This is a genomic window from Paenibacillus sp. FW126-R14 (genome assembly GCF_058789495.1).
Window position 1 is genome coordinate 229,904 of the sequence record NZ_JBYTBS010000001.1, and the last position, 18,609, is coordinate 248,512.

At 50.8% G+C, this 18,609-nt stretch carries 13 protein-coding genes; 8 read left to right on the forward strand and 5 right to left on the reverse strand.

The genetic code is table 11. The annotated features are described in order from the left end of the window. Nucleotides 1-12 precede the first annotated feature (12 nt). The 4 genes from AC3WRW_RS00880 to AC3WRW_RS00895 are packed head-to-tail and all read left to right on the forward strand — an operon-like array spanning nucleotide 13 to nucleotide 6,040. A complete protein-coding gene (locus tag AC3WRW_RS00880; RefSeq protein WP_492544073.1) occupies nucleotides 13-1,392 on the forward strand; it encodes an LLM class flavin-dependent oxidoreductase in 1,380 nt (459 codons plus the stop codon). Nucleotides 1,393-1,405: 13 nt separating this feature from the next. Next, nucleotides 1,406-3,637, forward strand: a complete 2,232-nt coding sequence (locus tag AC3WRW_RS00885) for an SfnB family sulfur acquisition oxidoreductase (RefSeq protein ID WP_492544075.1) — start codon at nucleotides 1,406-1,408, stop codon at nucleotides 3,635-3,637. Nucleotides 3,638-3,669: 32 nt separating this feature from the next. After that, complete coding sequence (locus tag AC3WRW_RS00890) at nucleotides 3,670-5,046, forward strand: LLM class flavin-dependent oxidoreductase (protein ID WP_492544077.1); 1,377 nt, start codon at nucleotides 3,670-3,672, stop codon at nucleotides 5,044-5,046. Between the two features lie 16 nt (nucleotides 5,047-5,062). Continuing rightward, nucleotides 5,063-6,040, forward strand: a complete 978-nt coding sequence (locus AC3WRW_RS00895; protein ID WP_492544079.1) for an aldo/keto reductase — start codon at nucleotides 5,063-5,065, stop codon at nucleotides 6,038-6,040. A gap of 101 nt (nucleotides 6,041-6,141) precedes the next feature. On the opposite strand, the gene AC3WRW_RS00900 is transcribed toward AC3WRW_RS00895, so the two are convergent. Next, nucleotides 6,142-7,830 (reverse strand): methyl-accepting chemotaxis protein, encoded by a 1,689-nt coding sequence (locus AC3WRW_RS00900; RefSeq protein ID WP_492544081.1) that lies wholly within the window; start codon nucleotides 7,828-7,830, stop codon nucleotides 6,142-6,144. A gap of 366 nt (nucleotides 7,831-8,196) precedes the next feature. On the opposite strand from AC3WRW_RS00900, the gene AC3WRW_RS00905 reads away from it, so the two are divergent. Continuing rightward, on the forward strand, nucleotides 8,197-8,349 hold the full coding sequence (locus tag AC3WRW_RS00905; protein WP_492544083.1) for a hypothetical protein: 153 nt from the start codon (nucleotides 8,197-8,199) through the stop codon (nucleotides 8,347-8,349). Between the two features lie 252 nt (nucleotides 8,350-8,601). On the opposite strand, the gene AC3WRW_RS00910 is transcribed toward AC3WRW_RS00905, so the two are convergent. The 4 genes from AC3WRW_RS00910 to AC3WRW_RS00925 all read right to left on the reverse strand — a co-directional run bounded on the left by AC3WRW_RS00910 (nucleotide 8,602) and on the right by AC3WRW_RS00925 (nucleotide 14,113). After that, nucleotides 8,602-9,075 (reverse strand): hypothetical protein, encoded by a 474-nt coding sequence (locus tag AC3WRW_RS00910; protein ID WP_492544085.1) that lies wholly within the window; start codon nucleotides 9,073-9,075, stop codon nucleotides 8,602-8,604. 95 nt (nucleotides 9,076-9,170) lie between these two features. Next, the gene (locus AC3WRW_RS00915) at nucleotides 9,171-11,009 is read right to left on the reverse strand and encodes an ABC transporter substrate-binding protein (RefSeq protein WP_492544087.1); all 1,839 of its coding nucleotides are present in this window, start codon (nucleotides 11,007-11,009) and stop codon (nucleotides 9,171-9,173) included. 137 nt (nucleotides 11,010-11,146) lie between these two features. Beyond that, on the reverse strand, nucleotides 11,147-12,658 hold the full coding sequence (locus tag AC3WRW_RS00920; protein WP_492544089.1) for an ABC transporter permease: 1,512 nt from the start codon (nucleotides 12,656-12,658) through the stop codon (nucleotides 11,147-11,149). 12 nt (nucleotides 12,659-12,670) lie between these two features. Further along, on the reverse strand, nucleotides 12,671-14,113 hold the full coding sequence (locus AC3WRW_RS00925; protein ID WP_492544091.1) for an ABC transporter permease: 1,443 nt from the start codon (nucleotides 14,111-14,113) through the stop codon (nucleotides 12,671-12,673). A gap of 154 nt (nucleotides 14,114-14,267) precedes the next feature. Between AC3WRW_RS00925 and AC3WRW_RS00930 the strand changes: the two genes are divergently transcribed. From AC3WRW_RS00930 to AC3WRW_RS00940, 3 genes are all read left to right on the forward strand, one after another. Further along, nucleotides 14,268-16,004 (forward strand): ABC transporter ATP-binding protein, encoded by a 1,737-nt coding sequence (locus AC3WRW_RS00930; RefSeq protein ID WP_492544093.1) that lies wholly within the window; start codon nucleotides 14,268-14,270, stop codon nucleotides 16,002-16,004. Nucleotides 16,005-16,117: 113 nt separating this feature from the next. Then, the gene (locus AC3WRW_RS00935; RefSeq protein WP_492544095.1) at nucleotides 16,118-16,969 is read left to right on the forward strand and encodes a helix-turn-helix transcriptional regulator; all 852 of its coding nucleotides are present in this window, start codon (nucleotides 16,118-16,120) and stop codon (nucleotides 16,967-16,969) included. A gap of 118 nt (nucleotides 16,970-17,087) precedes the next feature. After that, the gene (locus AC3WRW_RS00940) at nucleotides 17,088-18,602 is read left to right on the forward strand and encodes an ABC transporter substrate-binding protein (RefSeq protein WP_492544097.1); all 1,515 of its coding nucleotides are present in this window, start codon (nucleotides 17,088-17,090) and stop codon (nucleotides 18,600-18,602) included. Nucleotides 18,603-18,609: the final 7 nt, after the last annotated feature.

Genomic DNA, 18,609 nt, shown 5'->3' on the forward strand with positions numbered 1-18,609 from the left:
GAGGAGATCCGCATGCCCAAAAAAATTCACCTCAATGCCTTCGAAATGAACTGCGTCGGGCATATTGCGCACGGCTTATGGCGGCATCCGGACAACAACCGGCATCGTTACACAGATATCCGTTATTGGACGGAGCTGGCGCAATTGCTGGAACGCGGGAAGTTTGACGCCTTATTTTTGGCTGACGTTGTCGGCGTGTACGATGTCTACAAGCAAGGGCCGGAGACGGCGATTCGTGAAGCGGTGCAAATTCCTTGCAACGATCCGTTTCTCGTCGTGCCGCCGATGGCACTCGTCACGAAGCATCTGGCTTTCGCCGTCACCTTTTCCACGACGTACGAGAAGCCCTTCGGCCATGCAAGGCGGATGTCGACACTCGATCATTTAACGAAGGGCAGAGTCGCTTGGAACGTCGTGACCTCGTACTTGCCGAGTGCTGCCCGCAACTTCGGTTTGGATCACATGATCAAGCATGACGACCGCTATGAAATAGCCGAAGAATATTTGGACGTTTCCTATAAGCTTTGGGAAAGCAGTTGGGAAGACGATGCGGTCATACGCGATGTCGAAAATGGCATATACACGGACCCCGACAAAGTGCATCTCATCCATCATGAGGGAAAATATTTCAAGGTTCCCGGACCTCACTTAAGCGAGCCTTCCATCCAGCGGACGCCGGTCATTTATCAGGCCGGCAGTTCAGCGCGCGGGCGCGCGTTTGCAGCGAAGCATGCGGAAGCCGTCTTTCTAGGCGGCGGGAACGTTCAGACGCTGAAACGATATGGGGCGGATATTCGCGCACAAGCAGCCGCCTTTGGCCGAGATCCCCAGCATATTAAGCTGATGACCGGTCTGCTGGCCATTGTCGGACGAACGAAAGAAGAAGCGTGGAGCAAGTTTGAGAGCTTTCAAAAGCTGTATAGTTTGGAAGGCGTACTGACTCATTACGGGGGAGGAAGCGGCTATGATTTGTCCGCATACGACCCGGATGACGTTCTAGCCTACACGGAAACGGACCATGGGCAGACGGCAGCGGCCCAATTTACGAAAGACAGCCCGCGTCCGAAGACGGTCCGGGAAGTCATGGAAACGTTGGGTACGCTTGGCGGACGGGGACTGTTCGTCGTCGGGACGCCGGAAGAGGTAGCCGACAAGATGCAATTTTGGGTAGAGAAGGCGGGGATCGACGGGTTTAACGTCACGCAGATCGTCTCGCCGGATACGCTGCGCGATTTTGTGGAGCTCGTCGTGCCTGAACTGCAGCGCAGAGGATTGTTTCGGGAAGAGTATGAGGAATCGACGCTTCGCGAACGTTTGTTTGGGGTGGGCGTAAGCAGACTGCCCGAAGATCATCCAGGCGCCGCATACCGTAAGCAGCCTACTTTGACCTGATAGGAGGATAAGTATGTCAATAAAAATAGATGCTCTGCCGCAGGTGGCGCCTGAGGTGCCGAATGCCATCGATCTCGCTTATGAGCTGGGGGAGCTGCCACTCGATTTGCGGAGAAGAGGCATCCCGGTTTTACGGGATTCAGGCTCCGGCAGACTTCGCCTTAAGGCAGGGGCAGCCGGTGAGTTCGAGCTCCGCATGGAGCGGGCAGCGGTCGTTCTTCAGCGGTTGGCTTTGGGAGAGGAGATTCGCATCATCGGACTTCAGCAGCAGGATCGGCGCGGTGCCATTCTTGTGCAGGCGGATTCGCCGTTACGAACAGCAGCCGATTTAAAGGGGGCAAGATTAGGGATTACTGCTGCGAAGTTCACCCCCGATGGCAGCATTCGAAAACGCGATGTGACAAGGATTGTAGCCGCTGCGCTGCAGAAAGCGGGAGTGGAGTCGGGAACGCTGAAATGGGTGGAGCTTCAAGCCGAGCATGCCCTGGACGGATTCCATGCCGGGAGGAGGGAGCTCCGCGCACTGCTAAGCAAAGAAGTGGATGCCGTATATGCCGACCAGGCACTCTCCGCAGAGTCCCGGCGGCTTCTGGGAATTCGTGAATTGGAAGGCTTCAGCGTGCGTTATCCGGAACTGTCTGTGCTGACTGTCTCGGCAGGATGGCTTCGGGAGCAACCGGTTGAGGTTGAGCGCTTGCTCGCCCATGTTTCTCTGGCTTCCGAATGGGCGAGCGACAACCAAACCGAAGCGCACCGGCTCGCCGCCAAACAGCTCGGCGTACCCGAGGATGCCATCCCTTCCATTTTCTCCGAGCACCTCTACCTGCAATTCGGAACTAGCGTTACGGACGATAAATGGAGCAGGCTCGTCAACCTTAAGAAGGAGATGCAAGCACACGGATGTCTGCAAGGCGATGTTCCTTTAGAAGCTTCGCTGGATCTAACGATCATTCAAAACGCACAAATCCTTGTAGATACCTCAGAAATGGAGCGTCCTCAAAGAGAACCGCTCTCGCAATTCGCTGAGCGCGATCTGCCGCTTTCCTTTTTCAATGAGCGGCCACAGGCGCACGTGCTCCAAGGCGATGAGGAAGCGCTGGCGGCAGCGCGATTGTTTGCGGAGGAAATACGCCCCGGAGCTTCTGACCGGGACCGCGGACGAAAGCTGCCTCTGCGTGAGATGCAGCGTTTGGCCGAATTAGGCTTGCTTGGACTCGTCGTGCCGAAGGCGTACGGAGGTCCGGACGTATCCACCCGAACGCTCGTGGACATCTTCAAGATCATCTCGCACGCAGACGGATCCATCGGCCAAATTCCGCAAAATCATCATTTTTTTGTGAAAACGATCGAGTTGATTGGCAGCAAGGAGCAGAAAAGCTTTTTCTTCCGGGAAGTATTGAATGGCGCCCAGTTCGGCAATGGTTTGGCGGAGCGCAGCAGCAGCAAGGGAGCGAGAAAGCTTACGACCACTGTTCGTCAATTGGAGGGCGAGGAAGGCTTCGTCGTAAACGGCAATAAATATTATTCGACGGGGGCGCTCTATGCACACTGGATCCCTGTCACCGCACTGAACGAAGACGAACAAAGAATGACCGCTTTCGTACCGAGGCACGCACCCGGGGTAACGGTGCTCGATGATTGGTCAGGCATCGGCCAGCGGACGACGGCGAGCGGCAGCGTTGTGCTCAGAGATGTGAAGGTGCCGGAGAGCTATTTGCTGCCCCACTTCCAAATATTTGAGGGCCCTCAATATTTCTCGGCCTTTGGGCAAATCATGCATGCCGCCATTGACATCGGCATTGCGCGGGCCGCCCTGGAGGATGCCGCGTCCTTCGTTCGCGATCATGCGCGTCCGGCTTACGGCAGCGGCGCAGAGCGGGCGAGCGAGGAGCCCGATCTGATTCGCCGGTTCGGCGAGCTAGGCATTCGTCTGCAAGCGGCAGAAGCCTTGCTGGACCGGGCGGCCGACGCGATCGACCACGCGCGCAAGGAGTTGAATGCGGAAACCGCCGGCCGGGCTGCATTGACGGTTGATTCGGCCAAATGGCTCGTTACGGAAACGGCGATCGAGATCACTAACGCTCTCTTCGAGGTTGCAGGCACTTCATCGATGGATCGCAAGCATAATTACGACCGTCATTGGCGCAATGTTCGCATCCATACGCTGCACGATCCGGCTCGTTTGAAGCTGCATCACGTCGGCAAGTGGTTTCTAAATGGCGTTTATCATGAATATAAAGTTTAATGAGAATGAGGGAAGGAGGGAAACACGGGGCTATGGGAAAGCGAATCATCATGAACGCATTCGATATGAACAGTGCGATGCACAATTCACACGGTTTATGGAAACATCCGGATAGCCAAAGACACCGCTATACGGACTTGGATTACTGGGTGGATATGGCCAGGCTGCTTGAGCGCGGAAAATTCGATGCGCTGTTTCTTGCGGATGTCGTCGGGGTCTATGATGTTTATAAAATGAGCGCCGGCCCGGCTATTCGAGATGCCGTTCAAGTGCCGCTAGGCGATCCGGCGCTCATCGTCCCTGCGATGGCGAGCGTTACGGAGAATCTCAGTTTTGCCGTTACGGTGACGACTACTTATGAACATCCTTATGCGCATGCCAGACGGTTCACTACACTCGATCATCTGACTCAGGGAAGAATCGCTTGGAACATCGTCACCTCCTATTTGCCGAGTGCGGCTTTGAATCACGGGTTGGATACAATGATCAAGCACGATGATCGGTACGACGTTGCGGATGAATTTTTGGAAGTTGCCTATAAGCTTTGGGAAGGCAGCTGGGAGGACGACGCCGTCGTGCGTGACACCGCCCGGGGTGTATACGCCGAGCCGGAGAAGGTTCACCGCATCGATCACGAAGGCCGGTTTTTCCGTGTGCCGGGACCGCATCTAAGCGAGCCCTCCTTGCAGCGTACGCCTGTCCTGTATCAGGCGGGTAGCTCGGAGAAAGGACGGGCGTTCGCCGCCAAGCATGCGGAATGTGTCTTCGTAGGCGGCAATTCGAAGCAGTCGCTTAAAGCCAACATTGAAGACATCCGGAACAAAGCGGAGCAATTAGGCAGAGATCCGCAAAGCATCAAAATGTTTACCGGCTTGAACGTCATCGTCGGAGCAACGCAGGAGGAGGCGGAAGCAAAGCTGCGGGAATACGCCGGCTTGTGGAGCCGGGAGGCGGCGCTTGCGCAATTCGGCGGCTCTAGCGGCTATGATCTATCCGCCTTCGATCCCGACTCTTACCTGGAATACCGGGCAACCGATCATGGCCAGAGCCGGGCGGCTCAATATACCAAACATGTCACGAACCGCCTTACGGTCAAGGAAGTGATGGAACGCATCGGGACGTTGAACAAAGGGCAAGGCCACTTGCCTGTAGGAACGCCGGGGCAAATCGCCGACTACATGCAGGAGCAGGTAGAGGAGACCGGTCTGGACGGTTTTAATCTTGCGCATCTGATTACACCGGGGAGCTTGCGTGAATTTGTCGATGGAGTCGTACCGGAGCTGCAGCGCCGTGGCGTCTATCAACTGGACTACGAACCGGGGACGCTGAGAGAGAAGCTGTTCGGACCGGGGAAACGGCTGCTCCCGGCCAGCCATTCCGCAGCGCAGTACAGGAGAACTAAGACCTGAGGGGGAAGATGGTCATATGAAGTACAAGACAATTGGAAAAACGGGCATTCAAGTTTCGGAGCTCTGCTTCGGAACGATGTCCTTTGGCGGCAACGCCGACAAGGAAACTTCCAAGCAATTGTTCCATCGCTGTTTGGACAAAGGCATTAATTTCTTCGATACCGCCGACGTTTACAGCAGCGGAGCAGCTGAAGAAATACTGGGTGATCTGATCGAGGGCAAACGTGACGAGCTGGTTCTTACGTCTAAGGCCGGCTTCCCGTTCGGCTCCGATCCGAATGCGCGCGGAGCCTCGCGCAGACACTTGTTTCTCTCGGTCGAACAAAGCCTGAAACGGCTTCGCACAGACCGGCTTGAATTTTATTTTATTCATCGCTTTGATTCGCTAACCTCCATCGAGGAAACCGTACGCGCCTTGGACGACTTGCGGCGGCAAGGGAAAATCTTGTATCCCGCCGTCAGCAATTGGGCTGCTTGGCAGATCGCGAAGGCGCTCGGCATTTCCGCCAAAGAAGGCTTAGCTGGCTTCGAGCTGATCCAGCCGATGTACAATCTCGTCAAACGTCAAGCGGAAGTCGAGATTTTGCCGCTGGCTGAATCCGAGAAGCTCGGAGTCATCAGCTATAGTCCGCTTGGCGGAGGGCTGCTGACAGGGAAGTACGGAATAGGCAAAAAGCCCTCAACGGGCAGGCTGGTGGATCAGAGCAACTATACGAAGCGTTACGGTGACGAGGCGTATTACGATATTGCCGATAGATTCGCAGCGTATTCCCGCGAGAAAGACATTCACCCGGCTACATTAGCCGTTGCTTGGGTGCTCAGCAATCCGGCAATTACGTCGCCGATCATCGGCGCGCGCAGCGTGGAACAGCTGGAGCCTTCTCTGGCTGCGGTGGATCTGAACTTCACGAATGAATGGCGTAAAGAAGTCACGGCATTGTCCATCGATCCTCCGATCGCAACGGATCGAAGCGAGGAAGCTTATACGTTCTAGGTTAAAGCTGTCAACGAAATAAAGGGGGGAGGGGGCATAAACCATTTTTGGCAGCCATAAGCCATAGATGTGCGCCAGCCCCTTTATTTTGCCGTGCGCCCTTACACTTTAAATTTAGCCATTTGATTGTGCAATTGTTCCGCCAATTTGGACAAGGAGGAAGCAGAGGAGAATACCTGCTCCATGGCAGCCAGCTGCTCTTCCGTAGAAGCGGACACATGTTGGATCCCCGATGCAGATTCCTCGACTATTTTGGAAATATGCTGCATGGAACTGCCCACCTGTACGGTAGAAGCGGACATTTGCTCTGCAGCCGCAGCAACCTCTTCAATCTGGCTGACTACTTTAAGTACGGAATGTTCAATATGCTCGAATGAAGTTCCTGCTATATTTACAACAAGAATTCCTTCGTTGACCTCTTTTATTCCAACTTCCATCGATTGTGTTGCACTATATGTCTCTTGTTGAATGGTAGATATCAAATCCGAAATCTGTTGAGAGGAATGGGAAGATTGTTCGGCTAGCTTGCGAATTTCGCCGGCCACTACCGCGAATCCTTTCCCTTGCTCGCCGGCCCGTGCAGCTTCAATGGAGGCGTTTAATGCCAGGAGATTCGTTTGTTTTGCGATGCCGGTTATGATGCTTACAATTTCTCCGATATCTTGAGAGCGCTCTCCTAAGCTTGTAATGATATTCGATAAATCTTCGATGGTTTTATGTATGAAGTACATTTGAGCAACTACTTTTTGGATGGCCTGATTTCCTTCTATGGACTTTCCGGCAGCTTCTGTAGCGGAGGAGGAGACACCTTGTGCATTTATCGCTATTTGCTCGGCGCTTACTGACATTTCATCAACGGCTTTGACGCTTTCCATGACGCTTTGAACTTGCTGATCGGCTCCAGCGGCGACCTTCTGCATGGCCGTAACAATGACTTCCGTTGCTGTATTGCTATGCTGGACGCTGGCAGTCATTTCCTCTGAAGATGAGGTGACATGTTCAGCACCAGATGTTACTTGATAGATAACACCGCGCAGGTTATCGACCATTTGCTCAAAGGAATCGGCCAATTCACCGACCTCGTCCCGATTCTTCACTTTTACCTTTGCTTGCGTTAAGTCGCCTGCCGCTATTTGTTTTGCCGCTTTTGCGATAAGAACGATCGGTTTGGAGATTACTCTTGAAATAAACAACCCTATGAGTATTGCCGATATGAAGGCGACCACACTAATGATCAGAACAATTTTTTTAATGGAGTCAACCATTACTGTATTACTAGCGCTTTCTTCATCGACTAATTCTTGCTGCCCATCGGCTATTTTATTAGCAAGGCTTTCCATCTCGCGACCAAGCGGAATAACTTCCGAGGAGGCCAGTTTCATTGCCGCTTCTTTGTTCGTGCCCAGCAGGGAATTCACTTGGTCGGCGCTTTTCTTAAATTGTTGATTGAGCTCATTGAATTTGCTCAGGTCGTTTCTGTCCACATCTCGCCTTACCATCGTGCTGGTGGCAGTTATGAGATCCGTTAAATTGGCGCTAGCGAGCATTAAACGATCCTCTGCCTCTTTGTTTGGAGCTAATAAATTGTCACGCAAGCTGCTCATTTGCTGGAGTGTGGCAGCTCTCATGTCCTTTGAATTGTTCAAAATCTTCTCGCGCCTATCAACCAGATCTGTATAGGAATCGTCTATCTTTTGCAAATAAAAGTAGGAAAGCATACTGACAAGTCCAAGAAGAAGTGCAATAACTAAGAAACCTGTTATTATTTTTTTAGCGATGGACAACCTCATAGAGCACCTCTTTTTCTATATTTTTTTCGATATAATTCGACATTAGCATTACCTGTATGTTTTGGCAAGAAATTCGTTTTAAGATTCTGAACTTTTAATTTCAGTTGTTTTTTCTTAGGTGAGGATCAGTTTATTAAACTTTCTTAACCCCAATTAATACGCGTATTTACGGGGTTTATTTTCGTTTTTTGTTGTGAAATTAGTCTCTTTTAAATATGCGGAAAATTCAATCATTTATATAATTCCATTTTTCATGCAAATTTTCGATTTGAATAATATTCGACATTTTTTGATATAAATCGCTACGATTAACTAGTTCATTATTCAAGCTTCCATAATTGTCATGTGGTAAGGTGAAGAGCCGTTATGAGTAAACATCGGGACGGGCGATTGAGCGAGGTAGCGGAGAGCACCACTAATGATCTTGCGTCTGCACGAGACCCTGGTGCATCACGCTTTTATGGAGAAGATGCTTTGGCCGGCAAAGTTGTGAGAACTACAGGGCGCTATTTGCGCTAAAAGAGCTGTTTGTTGGCTGCGGACGGATCTACAGGGTCCTATTGCCCGTGAATACCTCTCATTTTGGCAACAAGGTGTAAAATAGGGGATCATAGTTCTCTCTAGCATACAGAAATATGGACTCTTTCAAAAATAGAGGATCATAGTTCCCACTCGCGCAATAGGATGCCATCCTAGAATCAAAAAGCTGTCCCTCAGGCTATTCCTAGCCTTTTGAGACAGCCTCTCTATTGTATTTTGCACAAAATGAAGTTAGCCTTTATTGTTTTGAAGCTCTGAATACAGCGTCCCAATGGCATATGTCGTTCTCTCTTCCCCAGAAGCGGCAGGCTCCCCACGCACGACCCAGCCGTAAGAAAGAACCGCAGTCAGGCGGTTATACTCCTCCGTATGAAGATTCGCGATGACGAATTCTTTGCCTTGCTCCAGATGCAGCTCGGTTTCTTGTCCGAGGGCGAGGAGAATCCAGCTGGCGATGCCTCGCAGGGTGTTATATTTGATCTGGTAGCCGTGACGTACCGCTTGTTCGAACAGCACGGGATCGCTTTCCGAGAGCTCGGTTAAACGAGCATAGTTGAACTGGAACTTGCTATGATCTACGGGCAGCTCGCCAGTCTTGACACGTTGAAGCAGCTCGTCTGCAGGCCAGCCTTGAGACTTAAGAGATTCAAGGATGAGGGCATCCCATTGTGAGAGTTTGACTGCGTTTGGTTCGGATATAGGCATTTTTCAAAGCTCCTATCTGTGTATATGTGGTTGTATGAAAGAAACTGCCCAACCATCTTCCCGATGATGAGGCAGTCTTTCACATGGTTAGCAGCTTACTTACTAGCTTTATACTTGTTCAGGAAATCCTTCGCTTTAGCCGCGTCTGCTTTGAGTTCCAATCCTGTTTTGACAAGCGGGCTTAACGTCGAGACGGCCTTGAACTTATTATTTTTGTAATAAGCGAGGAACTCGTCTTGATTGATGGAGTACAGCACAGCTTTTCTCAAATCGGCACTCTTGGCAACTTCGCGGTTCTTGGTGTTAAAGAGTAGGTAGGATACGGCATTGCTAGGGACCGTTTGCAGCGAAAGCTTGCTATCGGCTTTGACGACGTCGAATTTAATCTCAGAAACACCGTAGAGCAGGTGAATCTCACCGCTTCTGAGCGCGGAAAGGGAGCTTTCTGCGTCTTTGATGAACCGGACTTTGATCGTATCGACTCGCGGTTCGTACTTCGTGCCCTTCATATATCCCGGGTTTTTGTTGAAGACGGCTTCGTAATCATTTTTGTAAGACAGGATATAAGGACCGCTTGTGGACAAGGTGTTATTGTATTTGGCTCCCTCGGTAACCGTTGATTGGTCTCCGTAGGCAATGTCTTTATTCACATCGTATTTCGCTACATCGTACGTATTGATGCTCTCGACCTGCTTCTTGGAGACAATACCTGCCGATTGATGGGCAAGATAGTTCAATACTTGCGGGAACGGCTTAGTCGTCGTCAGCTTAACCACCTGATACTTGCCTTCCTTATTGCTGGCTTTGGTTTTGTCGGATACCAATGACGTGATTTTGGCGTCGAGCCCTTTTTCCAAAGCTGCTTTGACGGTCTCGGAGCCGCCGGATAGCTTAACGGATTCGAGTGCCGCCGGGTCTGTCACGAGCTCAAGCTTCTGAATATGCTCATGCAGCGTGAACGTGCGGTGATTTGGAACGGAATTTTTGTCTTTGGCGCGATTCAGCGAGAAAATGACATCTTCTGCGCCTACGCGTTCGCCGGAATCCACGGCCAGCTTATCTTTGATCTGTGCGAATCGGATGTCGTCTCGCAAAATGAAGTAGTAGTCCGAATTGCCTTCGGCAATCGCGAAGTTGTACGATAGGGAGCCCTCAGGCGTCAGCTTATCGTCGTCCGTCAGATTGAGCAAACGAACGTACATGTTCGTGTTAATAATATTAATGGATCCATCATTGCCCTTGATCGGGTCAAGCGATGTCAGAGAAGGTAGCGATGATTGCAAAATGATCGGATCTTTGGCGCGTTTGGAAGCATCCTTGAAATCGAGTTCCTCCCAAGGAAGGGAACGTGACTTAGAAAGTCGTACGGACTCTTTCTTCAGAACGTCTTGATTAAACGCTTGCGCTTTAAGCGAATTGTAGAGCGGCGCGATATAAGCTTTGTCAAAAACGAGCTGCTGCTCGAATTTCTTATACGTCTCCGGGTATTGCTCCGGTGTTTGAGCCGAAGCTTGTTCGATCAAATTGTCGATTTCAGGATCTTTCAAGATGCTATAGTCGCCACCCGACTTAAAAAGGGAGCGCACCGCATAGTCCGGGTTGCCGGTAACGGTGGTCCAGCTGGACAAAGCAATGTCGAAGTTGCCTGCGTCCTGTTGGGCTTTGAATGTGCCGTAGTCCGGCTGGATGTTCAGCTTAACGTTGAAGCCGTTCTTCGTCAACTGGTCGCGGACGATGTTAAGATCTGTCTCGTTTGCGCTCGTGCCCAGCAGCTCGATATCGACGGGAGTGTTGTTGACGGCTGCTGTCCCAGGGGTTGCTGCTCCCGGTGTCGGCGATGCTGCGGCCTGATCCTTGGTAGTGAAATTGCATCCGCTGAGCATCAGAGAGATGCCTAGGACGGTAGGAATGACAATTTTGCTTTTAGTCTTCATAATACTTGTGACCTCCTATAATGCTAAATAATATATGAATGCACATTCAATCCAGATCCTGCATGTTTCGTAACGAAGCGGTTTTGGAGAAAGAATGAAAATTCCAAAATCATTGAAAAACGGTTAATCCAAAACGGTTAGTCCAGCTTGGGATCAAGCGCGTCGCGCAATCCGTCGCCCAGAAAGTTGAAGGACAGCACCAGCGCGATAATAGCCAAGCCGGGATAGATTGCCGTATAAGCATTCGTTTCGAGGTAGGAGCTCCCCACCTTCAAAATATTGCCCCACTCCGGGATATGCGGTTCAACGCCGAGTCCAAGGAAGCTCAGACTGCTTGTCGAAATGATGGCTCCACCGACAGTGAGCGTGGATTTGACAATCATCGGCGCAATGGAGTTTGGAGCAATATGCCTGAGCAGAATGATCAGATCTCCCGCGCCGAAAGCGCGTGCCGCCTGCACGTATTCTAGCGAAGAGACGAGAAGCACGTTAGCTCGCATTGTCCGAGCGTACGTAGGGATGGCCCCGATGCTCAGCGCTAGAATGAGATTAATCGTATTGGCACCAAACGCGGCAATGATGGCGATGGCCAGCAAGATGCCGGGAATCGCGTACAGAATATCGAGCGCCCGCATGATTAAATTGTCTGTGTTACGTCCATAGTAGCCGGATATTGCTCCCAGCGAGCCCCCGATGATCACTGGGATTAACGTTGAGAGGATACCGACGAACAGCGAGATGCGGGCACCGAATACGATCCGTGAGAATAGGCAGCGGCCGAAATTGTCTGTGCCAAGCGGATAGGTCAGGTTCGGCGCTTGCAGGATCGCCCCATAATTATTGTCGATGGCCATGCCATAGTCGAACGTCAAGTAGCTGCACAAGGAGATGGCAATTAGAAAGCCAATGAACCACAAGCCCAGCATCGAGGTGGAACTGCGGGACAGCTTGTCGATGACCTCGCTGAGCTTCGGTCCGGATGAATCGCTCCTGTTTCTAAGTCTGGCGATTAACAGGATAGCGAGCGCCAGGGCAAAGAGATTGCCCGTTACGGATGTTGCAAGCAATAGGATGGCGGCTATCCACATCCACTTCGGCAGAAGCGTGTCATCTGAATACCTGGCGATGAGCAGCATAACAAGCAATTGTATGGCACCCCCAACTAACAAGAGCGACATGCCGGGTACGAATAAGTTGGATACATAAGGCTTAAAGACGTTCAAGGCCGAAACCGCGAATACGAATACGGTCGTCAAGAGAGCGTAGACCGAGAGTGTGTAAGCGGCGCTTTTCTTGCTTTTGATGAGTTGAAAAGCCGCCGTTACGACAAAGATATTAGCGGTCAATAAGCTGAGCAACAGCACGTAGCCTAATCGGCGTGTGGTGCGGCGCAGCTCTCCGTAAAGGAGCAGGTCTCTGCGAATCAATGCCATCGTTCCGAATTGGAGCAAGGCGAAGATCAAATATGAGACAAAGGCAGCGAAGACAGCTGGCTTTACGGCTGGTGTTGACCCTCCCTGAAAGCTGTTAATCAGCAGCACTAGCGCTAAGATCAGGGAAGCGATGCCGGCGAAGCTGGCCTGCCCGTATTCGGTACAAGTGCGTAGTCTGAAATGAATGTCTTGTTTCGTTAAAATTGGTTTGGTCACGTTGGCCACCTGCTAGTATTGTTTCATTTTGGATCGGATTCTTGGATCGAAAAAAGCGTACAAAATGTCGATGACGACATTTACGATAGAAATCGTAATGGCCGTATAGATGACTCCGCCCATAATGCTAGGAATATCGGGGATGAACTGCTTGTCCACAATGTAGCTTCCAATCCCGTTAATATTGAAAACTTTCTCCGTTACCGCCGCTCCTCCGAGCATCGCTCCGAATTGCAGTCCGATGACGGTAATAATCGGGATCAGGGCATTCCCTACGGCATGTTTCCACAGCACTTGCCTGCGGGTCAGCCCTTTGGCCCGGGCTGTCGTCATATAATCCTCGTGAATGACCTCCAGCGTAGAAGAGCGCGTCATCCGGGCGACCGCTGCTGTAAGCCCTGTTCCTAGTACGACAATAGGCATAATCATCGTCAACGCGTTCTGCGGATTATACGTAGCAGGCAGCCAGTGCAGCTTGATCGAGAAATTCAGGATGAGAATCAGCCCCTGCCAGAAGTTCGGAATCGACAACCCAATCAGCGCGATCAGCATGAACGTATAGTCAAAGAAAGAATTAGGCCGTGTGGCGGATACTAACCCGATTGGCAGGGCGATCAATACGGCTGCGACCGTGGAGATGACGGTAAGCGTCAGCGTCACGGGGAACTTCGCGGCGATTGAGGTCGTAACGTCTTCGTTGCCTGCGAATGATTTGCCCAGATCAAATGTCAGGATGCCGTGGAAAGTATGCCAGAGCTGGGCCAGATAAGACTGATCCAAGCCATAAAGCTTGTTGAACGCAGCGATTTGCTCTGCGGTAGCGGTTTCCCCGATGATGTTGGCGGCAGGATTCATAGGCGACAAATGCAAAATGGTAAAGACGAGAAAGGCCACTCCAAAAATAACAAAGACGGTCATCACGAGCCGTTCAATGATGTATTTTAGATAGGCGTTGCCATAAATGAGCATAAGCGCGTACATGAGAACACCAGGGACAAGGGATACAGCCAGAATCGCCGGGTGCCGGATCAACGCAGTGAACGTATCCGCATAGGTGACTGGGGGCTGGCCGCCCTCGCTCTGTTGAGCTTTAAGTTGGCTCTGTAGCGCCTCTTTGAATTTGGCTGCGGCAATCCGGTTAGCTTCGCGATTCAGTTTCTCAGGTGCGATGGATTGACCGAAAAAACGGTGCTTGCGTTGGAGTTGATCCTTCGTCTCCGCCACCAGACTGTCTCGATAGCCGGAGGCCGTCCATTCCTGTTCTAATTTATCCAGCCTGGATGTATGCGCACTTTGCTTCTTACGGCGCAGAAAGACAAGATAGATAACTAGATGCAGGGGCGCTCCGGCTGCCAGCAGCAAAAGGCGGTAAGTAGGATGCAATAGCATTTTGGAAAAGAGGTTCCCGAGTCGGTCGACGAGACGGGAATCCATTGCGACAGTGTGCCCGGTCAAGTTCTTGTGCTCCTTTTAACGGTTTGTATTATATATTGCATTATTCCGATCGATATAGTAGATTTTAAAGTGAGCAACGAAGAATGTCAATAATCCTCGAAATAATATTCCACTTTGTTGCGATTTGATGAAAACAATACACAAAGGTGATCATATGACGTCAATCTTAGAAGTAAATCAGTTAACTGTTTCTTTTTATTCTCGCGATAAGGAAGTTGAAGCGGTGCGAAACGTAAGCTTTTCGGTGCGCGAGGGCGAGACGCTGGGCATCGTAGGGGAATCCGGCAGCGGAAAAAGTGTGACGGCCCGGAGCATCATGCGCCTATTGCCATCTCCACCCTCGAAGGTCAAAGGTGGGGAGGTGCTCTTCAAGGGACAAAACCTAGCCGACAAATCGGATTTAGAGATGGAGGAGATCCGCGGACGCGATATCGGCATGATTTTCCAAGATCCGATGTCTTCCCTAAACCCTACGATGCGCATAGGTCGGCAGATTGAGGAAGGCTTGATCAAGCACAGGCGGCTTAATAAGGAGCAAGCCCGGTTTGAAGCAGTCGAGATGCTGAAACTGGTCGGGATTCCTAATCCTGAAGCCCGTTATTTGCAGTATCCCCATGAATTTTCCGGGGGCATGCGTCAACGGGTGATGATCGCGATCGCGCTTGCGTGCCGGCCGGCGCTGCTGATCGCCGATGAGCCGACCACTTCGCTAGACGTAACGATTCAGTCGCAAATTTTGCATCAGATGAAGGAAATTCAGCGCAAGTTGGGGACCTCGATCATCCTGATAACCCATGATTTGGGTGTCGTAGCCGGGATGTGCGACCGGGTTGTCGTCATGAAGGATGGCGAGGTTGTCGAAACGGGGACAACGGAGGAAATTTTCTCTGCGCCGAAGCATCCCTATACGGTACGTCTGCTACATGCGCTGCCTCGCCTTGATGAGAAGAAAAAGCCCAAGCTTGTCTCAGCTGTCAGCCGTTCTGCAGAAGATCGCCCTTTGCTGGAGGTTAGGTCGCTCAGACAGCATTTCAATCTGGGGAAAGGCCAAATCATTAAAGCGGTTAACGATATCAGCTTCGATATCCGGGCGGGTGAAACGCTTGGCGTTGTCGGTGAATCAGGCAGCGGCAAATCCACCACGGGCCGGACCATTTTACGTCTGAATGAGGCGACGGGGGGAGAGGTGCTGTATAAGGGCATACCGCTCAATCGATTGTCGCGGAGTGAAATGAAGACGATGCGCCGCTATATGCAGATGATTTTCCAGGACCCTTATGCTTCGCTGAACCCGCGCATGCGGATTGCCGACATTATCGGCGAGGCGCTGGATCTCCATCGGATGACGAGCGGCAAGTTGGAGCGGCAGAAGAAAATTGAGGAGCTGCTGGAGATGGTCGGTCTCCGCGCATCGCACGCCATGCGCTATCCGCATGAATTCTCGGGCGGGCAGCGGCAGCGGATTGGAATCGCCCGCACACTGGCCGTCGAGCCGGAATTTATCGTCTGCGACGAGCCGCTGTCGGCGCTGGATGTCTCCATCCAGGCGCAGATTGTCAAGCTGCTGGAGGAGCTGCAGCAAAGGCTGGGGCTGACGTACTTATTTATCGCGCACGACCTCTCGATGGTCAAGCATATCAGTGACCGTGTGGCGGTTATGTACAAGGGGAGAATCGTGGAGCTGGCGGAGAGCGAAGAGCTGTATGCGAACCCGCTGCATGCCTATACGAAGTCGCTGCTTGCAGCGATTCCTGTACCCGATCCGGCGGTGCAGTCCCGCAAGACGTTCGTGCCGCCGATCGATCCGGCCGTACAAGATCCATACGGATTGGAGCGGTCGCGGTTCGTAGAAGTTCAGCCTGGGCATTGGCTGGCTATAGCCGAATCGTAAATAGGTGTAAGGCAAATCCTCATGTTTATTGCAAACGGAGGATTTTTTTTGTACTTTTTTTCTTTTTGGATGTAAGCTGTTTATGAATTAACCTTAACAAGGAGTGACCCGTTTTGCTCACACAAGTGAAGGATCTATTTGCCATAACGCTGTTTGATGTGAAAAAAATACAGTACTACTCCCGATTTATGTTTGATTTCACCCAGCCTTATTTGACTGTGTCCTACATTAAACAAGGAGAGGTGATCACGACGGATGACGGTAAGGAGTATATCGCCAGAACCGGAGATGTCATGATTCATCGCCCTGATACGCCTTTTAATGTGATATCGCAGATGGAAGGCGTTCACTTTCTCTTTAGTATTGAACTGGCTGTCAGGGAGGGAGAAGATTTCTTTCGGATGTTCCCCTTAAATAAGGTTATTACGATCAGAGATACCGCTTTGTATGAAAAGAAGTTCGACGAGCTGAAAGACATGTGGCAGCAGAATAACAATACGCATAGGTCCGTGCAGGCGGGTTTTCTGGCTCTTTTCCTGCTTCATGAGATTGTAGAAAGCTCCAAAATAGGAGAAAAGCGTACGTCCAGAGATACGTTTGAGATCAACCGGTTCAATTATGCGCTTCATTATATCGAAAAGGGTTTGGAGCGAAATATTACGCGTGAGGAATTGGCGGACATTTACCATATGAATCCTGTTTATTTTAGCCGGGCGTTTAAAAAGGTTTATGATCTTACCCCGATGCAGATGCTGCAAAAAATGAGAGTTTTACAAGCAAAAAGAATGCTGGAAGACCCGGCAAACACCATTGAGCAAATTTCCCAAAAATGCGGCTTCTATGATGCGTCGCATTTCAATCGCGTTTTTCAGAAAGCTTTTCGCATGTCCCCAAGTAATTTTCGGAAAAGTATCAAAAGTACAAAAAGTGCAATCGTGCCTACATGGTCTGAGGACAGTTTGTAGGATAACATAATACATATAGTTTATCGCGAGGAGGAATTGACAGCGCATACAATTAGCTGAAAGGCGCACGAAATAAGGTTATCTGCGAATAGGTGTCATATTAAAGGGGGAAATGCCAATGGTACAAAAACGGAAGTATGCTGCGATTTTCATCGGATCTGCACTAATTGTACAAATCATTACCGCTTGTTCTGCCTCTCCTGCGAATACAGCCAGTACCCCAACTCCCGCAGCGGGAGCGTCCGGCAATAAAGCCGAAGCAGCGCCAACGGGTGAGAAAGTTACTCTGCGCGTGATGGACTGGGCGGATAGCGAGAAGCCCTATCGCGAGAAGTTTATGAAAGATTTTGAAGCTAAATATCCAAATATCAAAATCGAATATACGCTAATGAGCGTCGATCAATTCCAGAATACGATCACAACAGCGATTAAATCGGGAGATGCACCGGATTTATTCCCTATTCCCGGCAATATGTCGCTCAGTATGGCGGTTAAAGGAGATTGGTATCTCCCGTTAGACGATTACCTAGACGATGCCTTTAAGAGCCGGTTCATTGACGGTGTGTTCGTGGAAGGTTCGACTGTGCTAAACGGCAAGCTTTATTCCATTCCTGCGCTTTCGAGCGTGCCGAGTACGCTTGTCTATTACAATAAGCAGTTGTTTAGAGATGCCGGCTTGAACCCCGACAACCCGCCAAAAACATATTCGGAATTCCGCGAGGCGGCAAAGAAAATTACGGAAGCGGGCAAAGGCAAGGCGTACGGCATCATTGAGGGCGGCAAGCAAATCGGCCGCTGGAAGCTGGCGGCTATGGACTGGTCCGCACTTGGCGGCAGCGGGTTAAACCAACAATCGCCGATCAGTTTGGTGACGCATGACGCGAATTATGACAGCAAAGCCGTTGTCGATGTGATGAACTTGTTCAAGGGGATGAAGGACGACGGAAGTTTCCATCCGAAGACGATGAGCATTTCCGCACCTGAAGCCCGCGCTCTATTCGGGGAGGGTCAGGCTGGTTTCATCTTGCAGGGGGAATGGTCCATCGGGGTGTGGAAGCGGGATAACCCGAATTTGGATTTCGGTGTGATGATGCCTCCGGTGCCGGACGATGGACAAAAGGGATATTTGCCTAAATCGACTATAGGTCCTTGGATCGGGATATCGAAGACATCGAAGCATCCGAAAGAGGCCGCGCTTTATTTAAAGGAATACTTCAGTAAAGAGTACCAGTCCGTATTGGTGAAAGCGGGAGACCGTTTCTCAATCTTAAAGGATGTCAATGAGACGGCTTCCGAAATTCCGCAATTTAAGCAATACTATGACATCGTTCAGAAGTCTTCACGGTTAATTCCGAATCCTCAGATTAGAAACCCTGAGCTTACGAGCGTGTATGGGAACTATAAGGATGTTCAACCTGGTGTCGGCGATATCCTGCAAGGCGTCGTAGCCGGGGCGATCAAAGATCCGACCGCTCCGCTTAAGCAGTACTCTGATCTCGTTAATAAAGCGTTAGATACGGCTATTGCGAAGGCGAAGTCGGAAGGCGCGAAGGTAGACAAAAATGATTTCACATTCTCCAATTGGAGCGCCGATAAAAATTACTTAGAACAAGATTACAAATCGATCAAATAATGGGGAG

Coding starts and splice junctions, on each gene's coding strand:
- AC3WRW_RS00880 (WP_492544073.1), top strand. CDS start 13: ATGCCCAAAAAAATTCACCTCAATGCCTTCGAAATGAACTGCGTCGGG.
- AC3WRW_RS00885 (WP_492544075.1), top strand. CDS start 1,406: ATGTCAATAAAAATAGATGCTCTGCCGCAGGTGGCGCCTGAGGTGCCG.
- AC3WRW_RS00890 (WP_492544077.1), top strand. CDS start 3,670: ATGGGAAAGCGAATCATCATGAACGCATTCGATATGAACAGTGCGATG.
- AC3WRW_RS00895 (WP_492544079.1), top strand. CDS start 5,063: ATGAAGTACAAGACAATTGGAAAAACGGGCATTCAAGTTTCGGAGCTC.
- AC3WRW_RS00900 (WP_492544081.1), bottom strand. CDS start 7,830: ATGAGGTTGTCCATCGCTAAAAAAATAATAACAGGTTTCTTAGTTATT.
- AC3WRW_RS00905 (WP_492544083.1), top strand. CDS start 8,197: ATGAGTAAACATCGGGACGGGCGATTGAGCGAGGTAGCGGAGAGCACC.
- AC3WRW_RS00910 (WP_492544085.1), bottom strand. CDS start 9,075: ATGCCTATATCCGAACCAAACGCAGTCAAACTCTCACAATGGGATGCC.
- AC3WRW_RS00915 (WP_492544087.1), bottom strand. CDS start 11,009: ATGAAGACTAAAAGCAAAATTGTCATTCCTACCGTCCTAGGCATCTCT.
- AC3WRW_RS00930 (WP_492544093.1), top strand. CDS start 14,268: ATGACGTCAATCTTAGAAGTAAATCAGTTAACTGTTTCTTTTTATTCT.
- AC3WRW_RS00940 (WP_492544097.1), top strand. CDS start 17,088: ATGGTACAAAAACGGAAGTATGCTGCGATTTTCATCGGATCTGCACTA.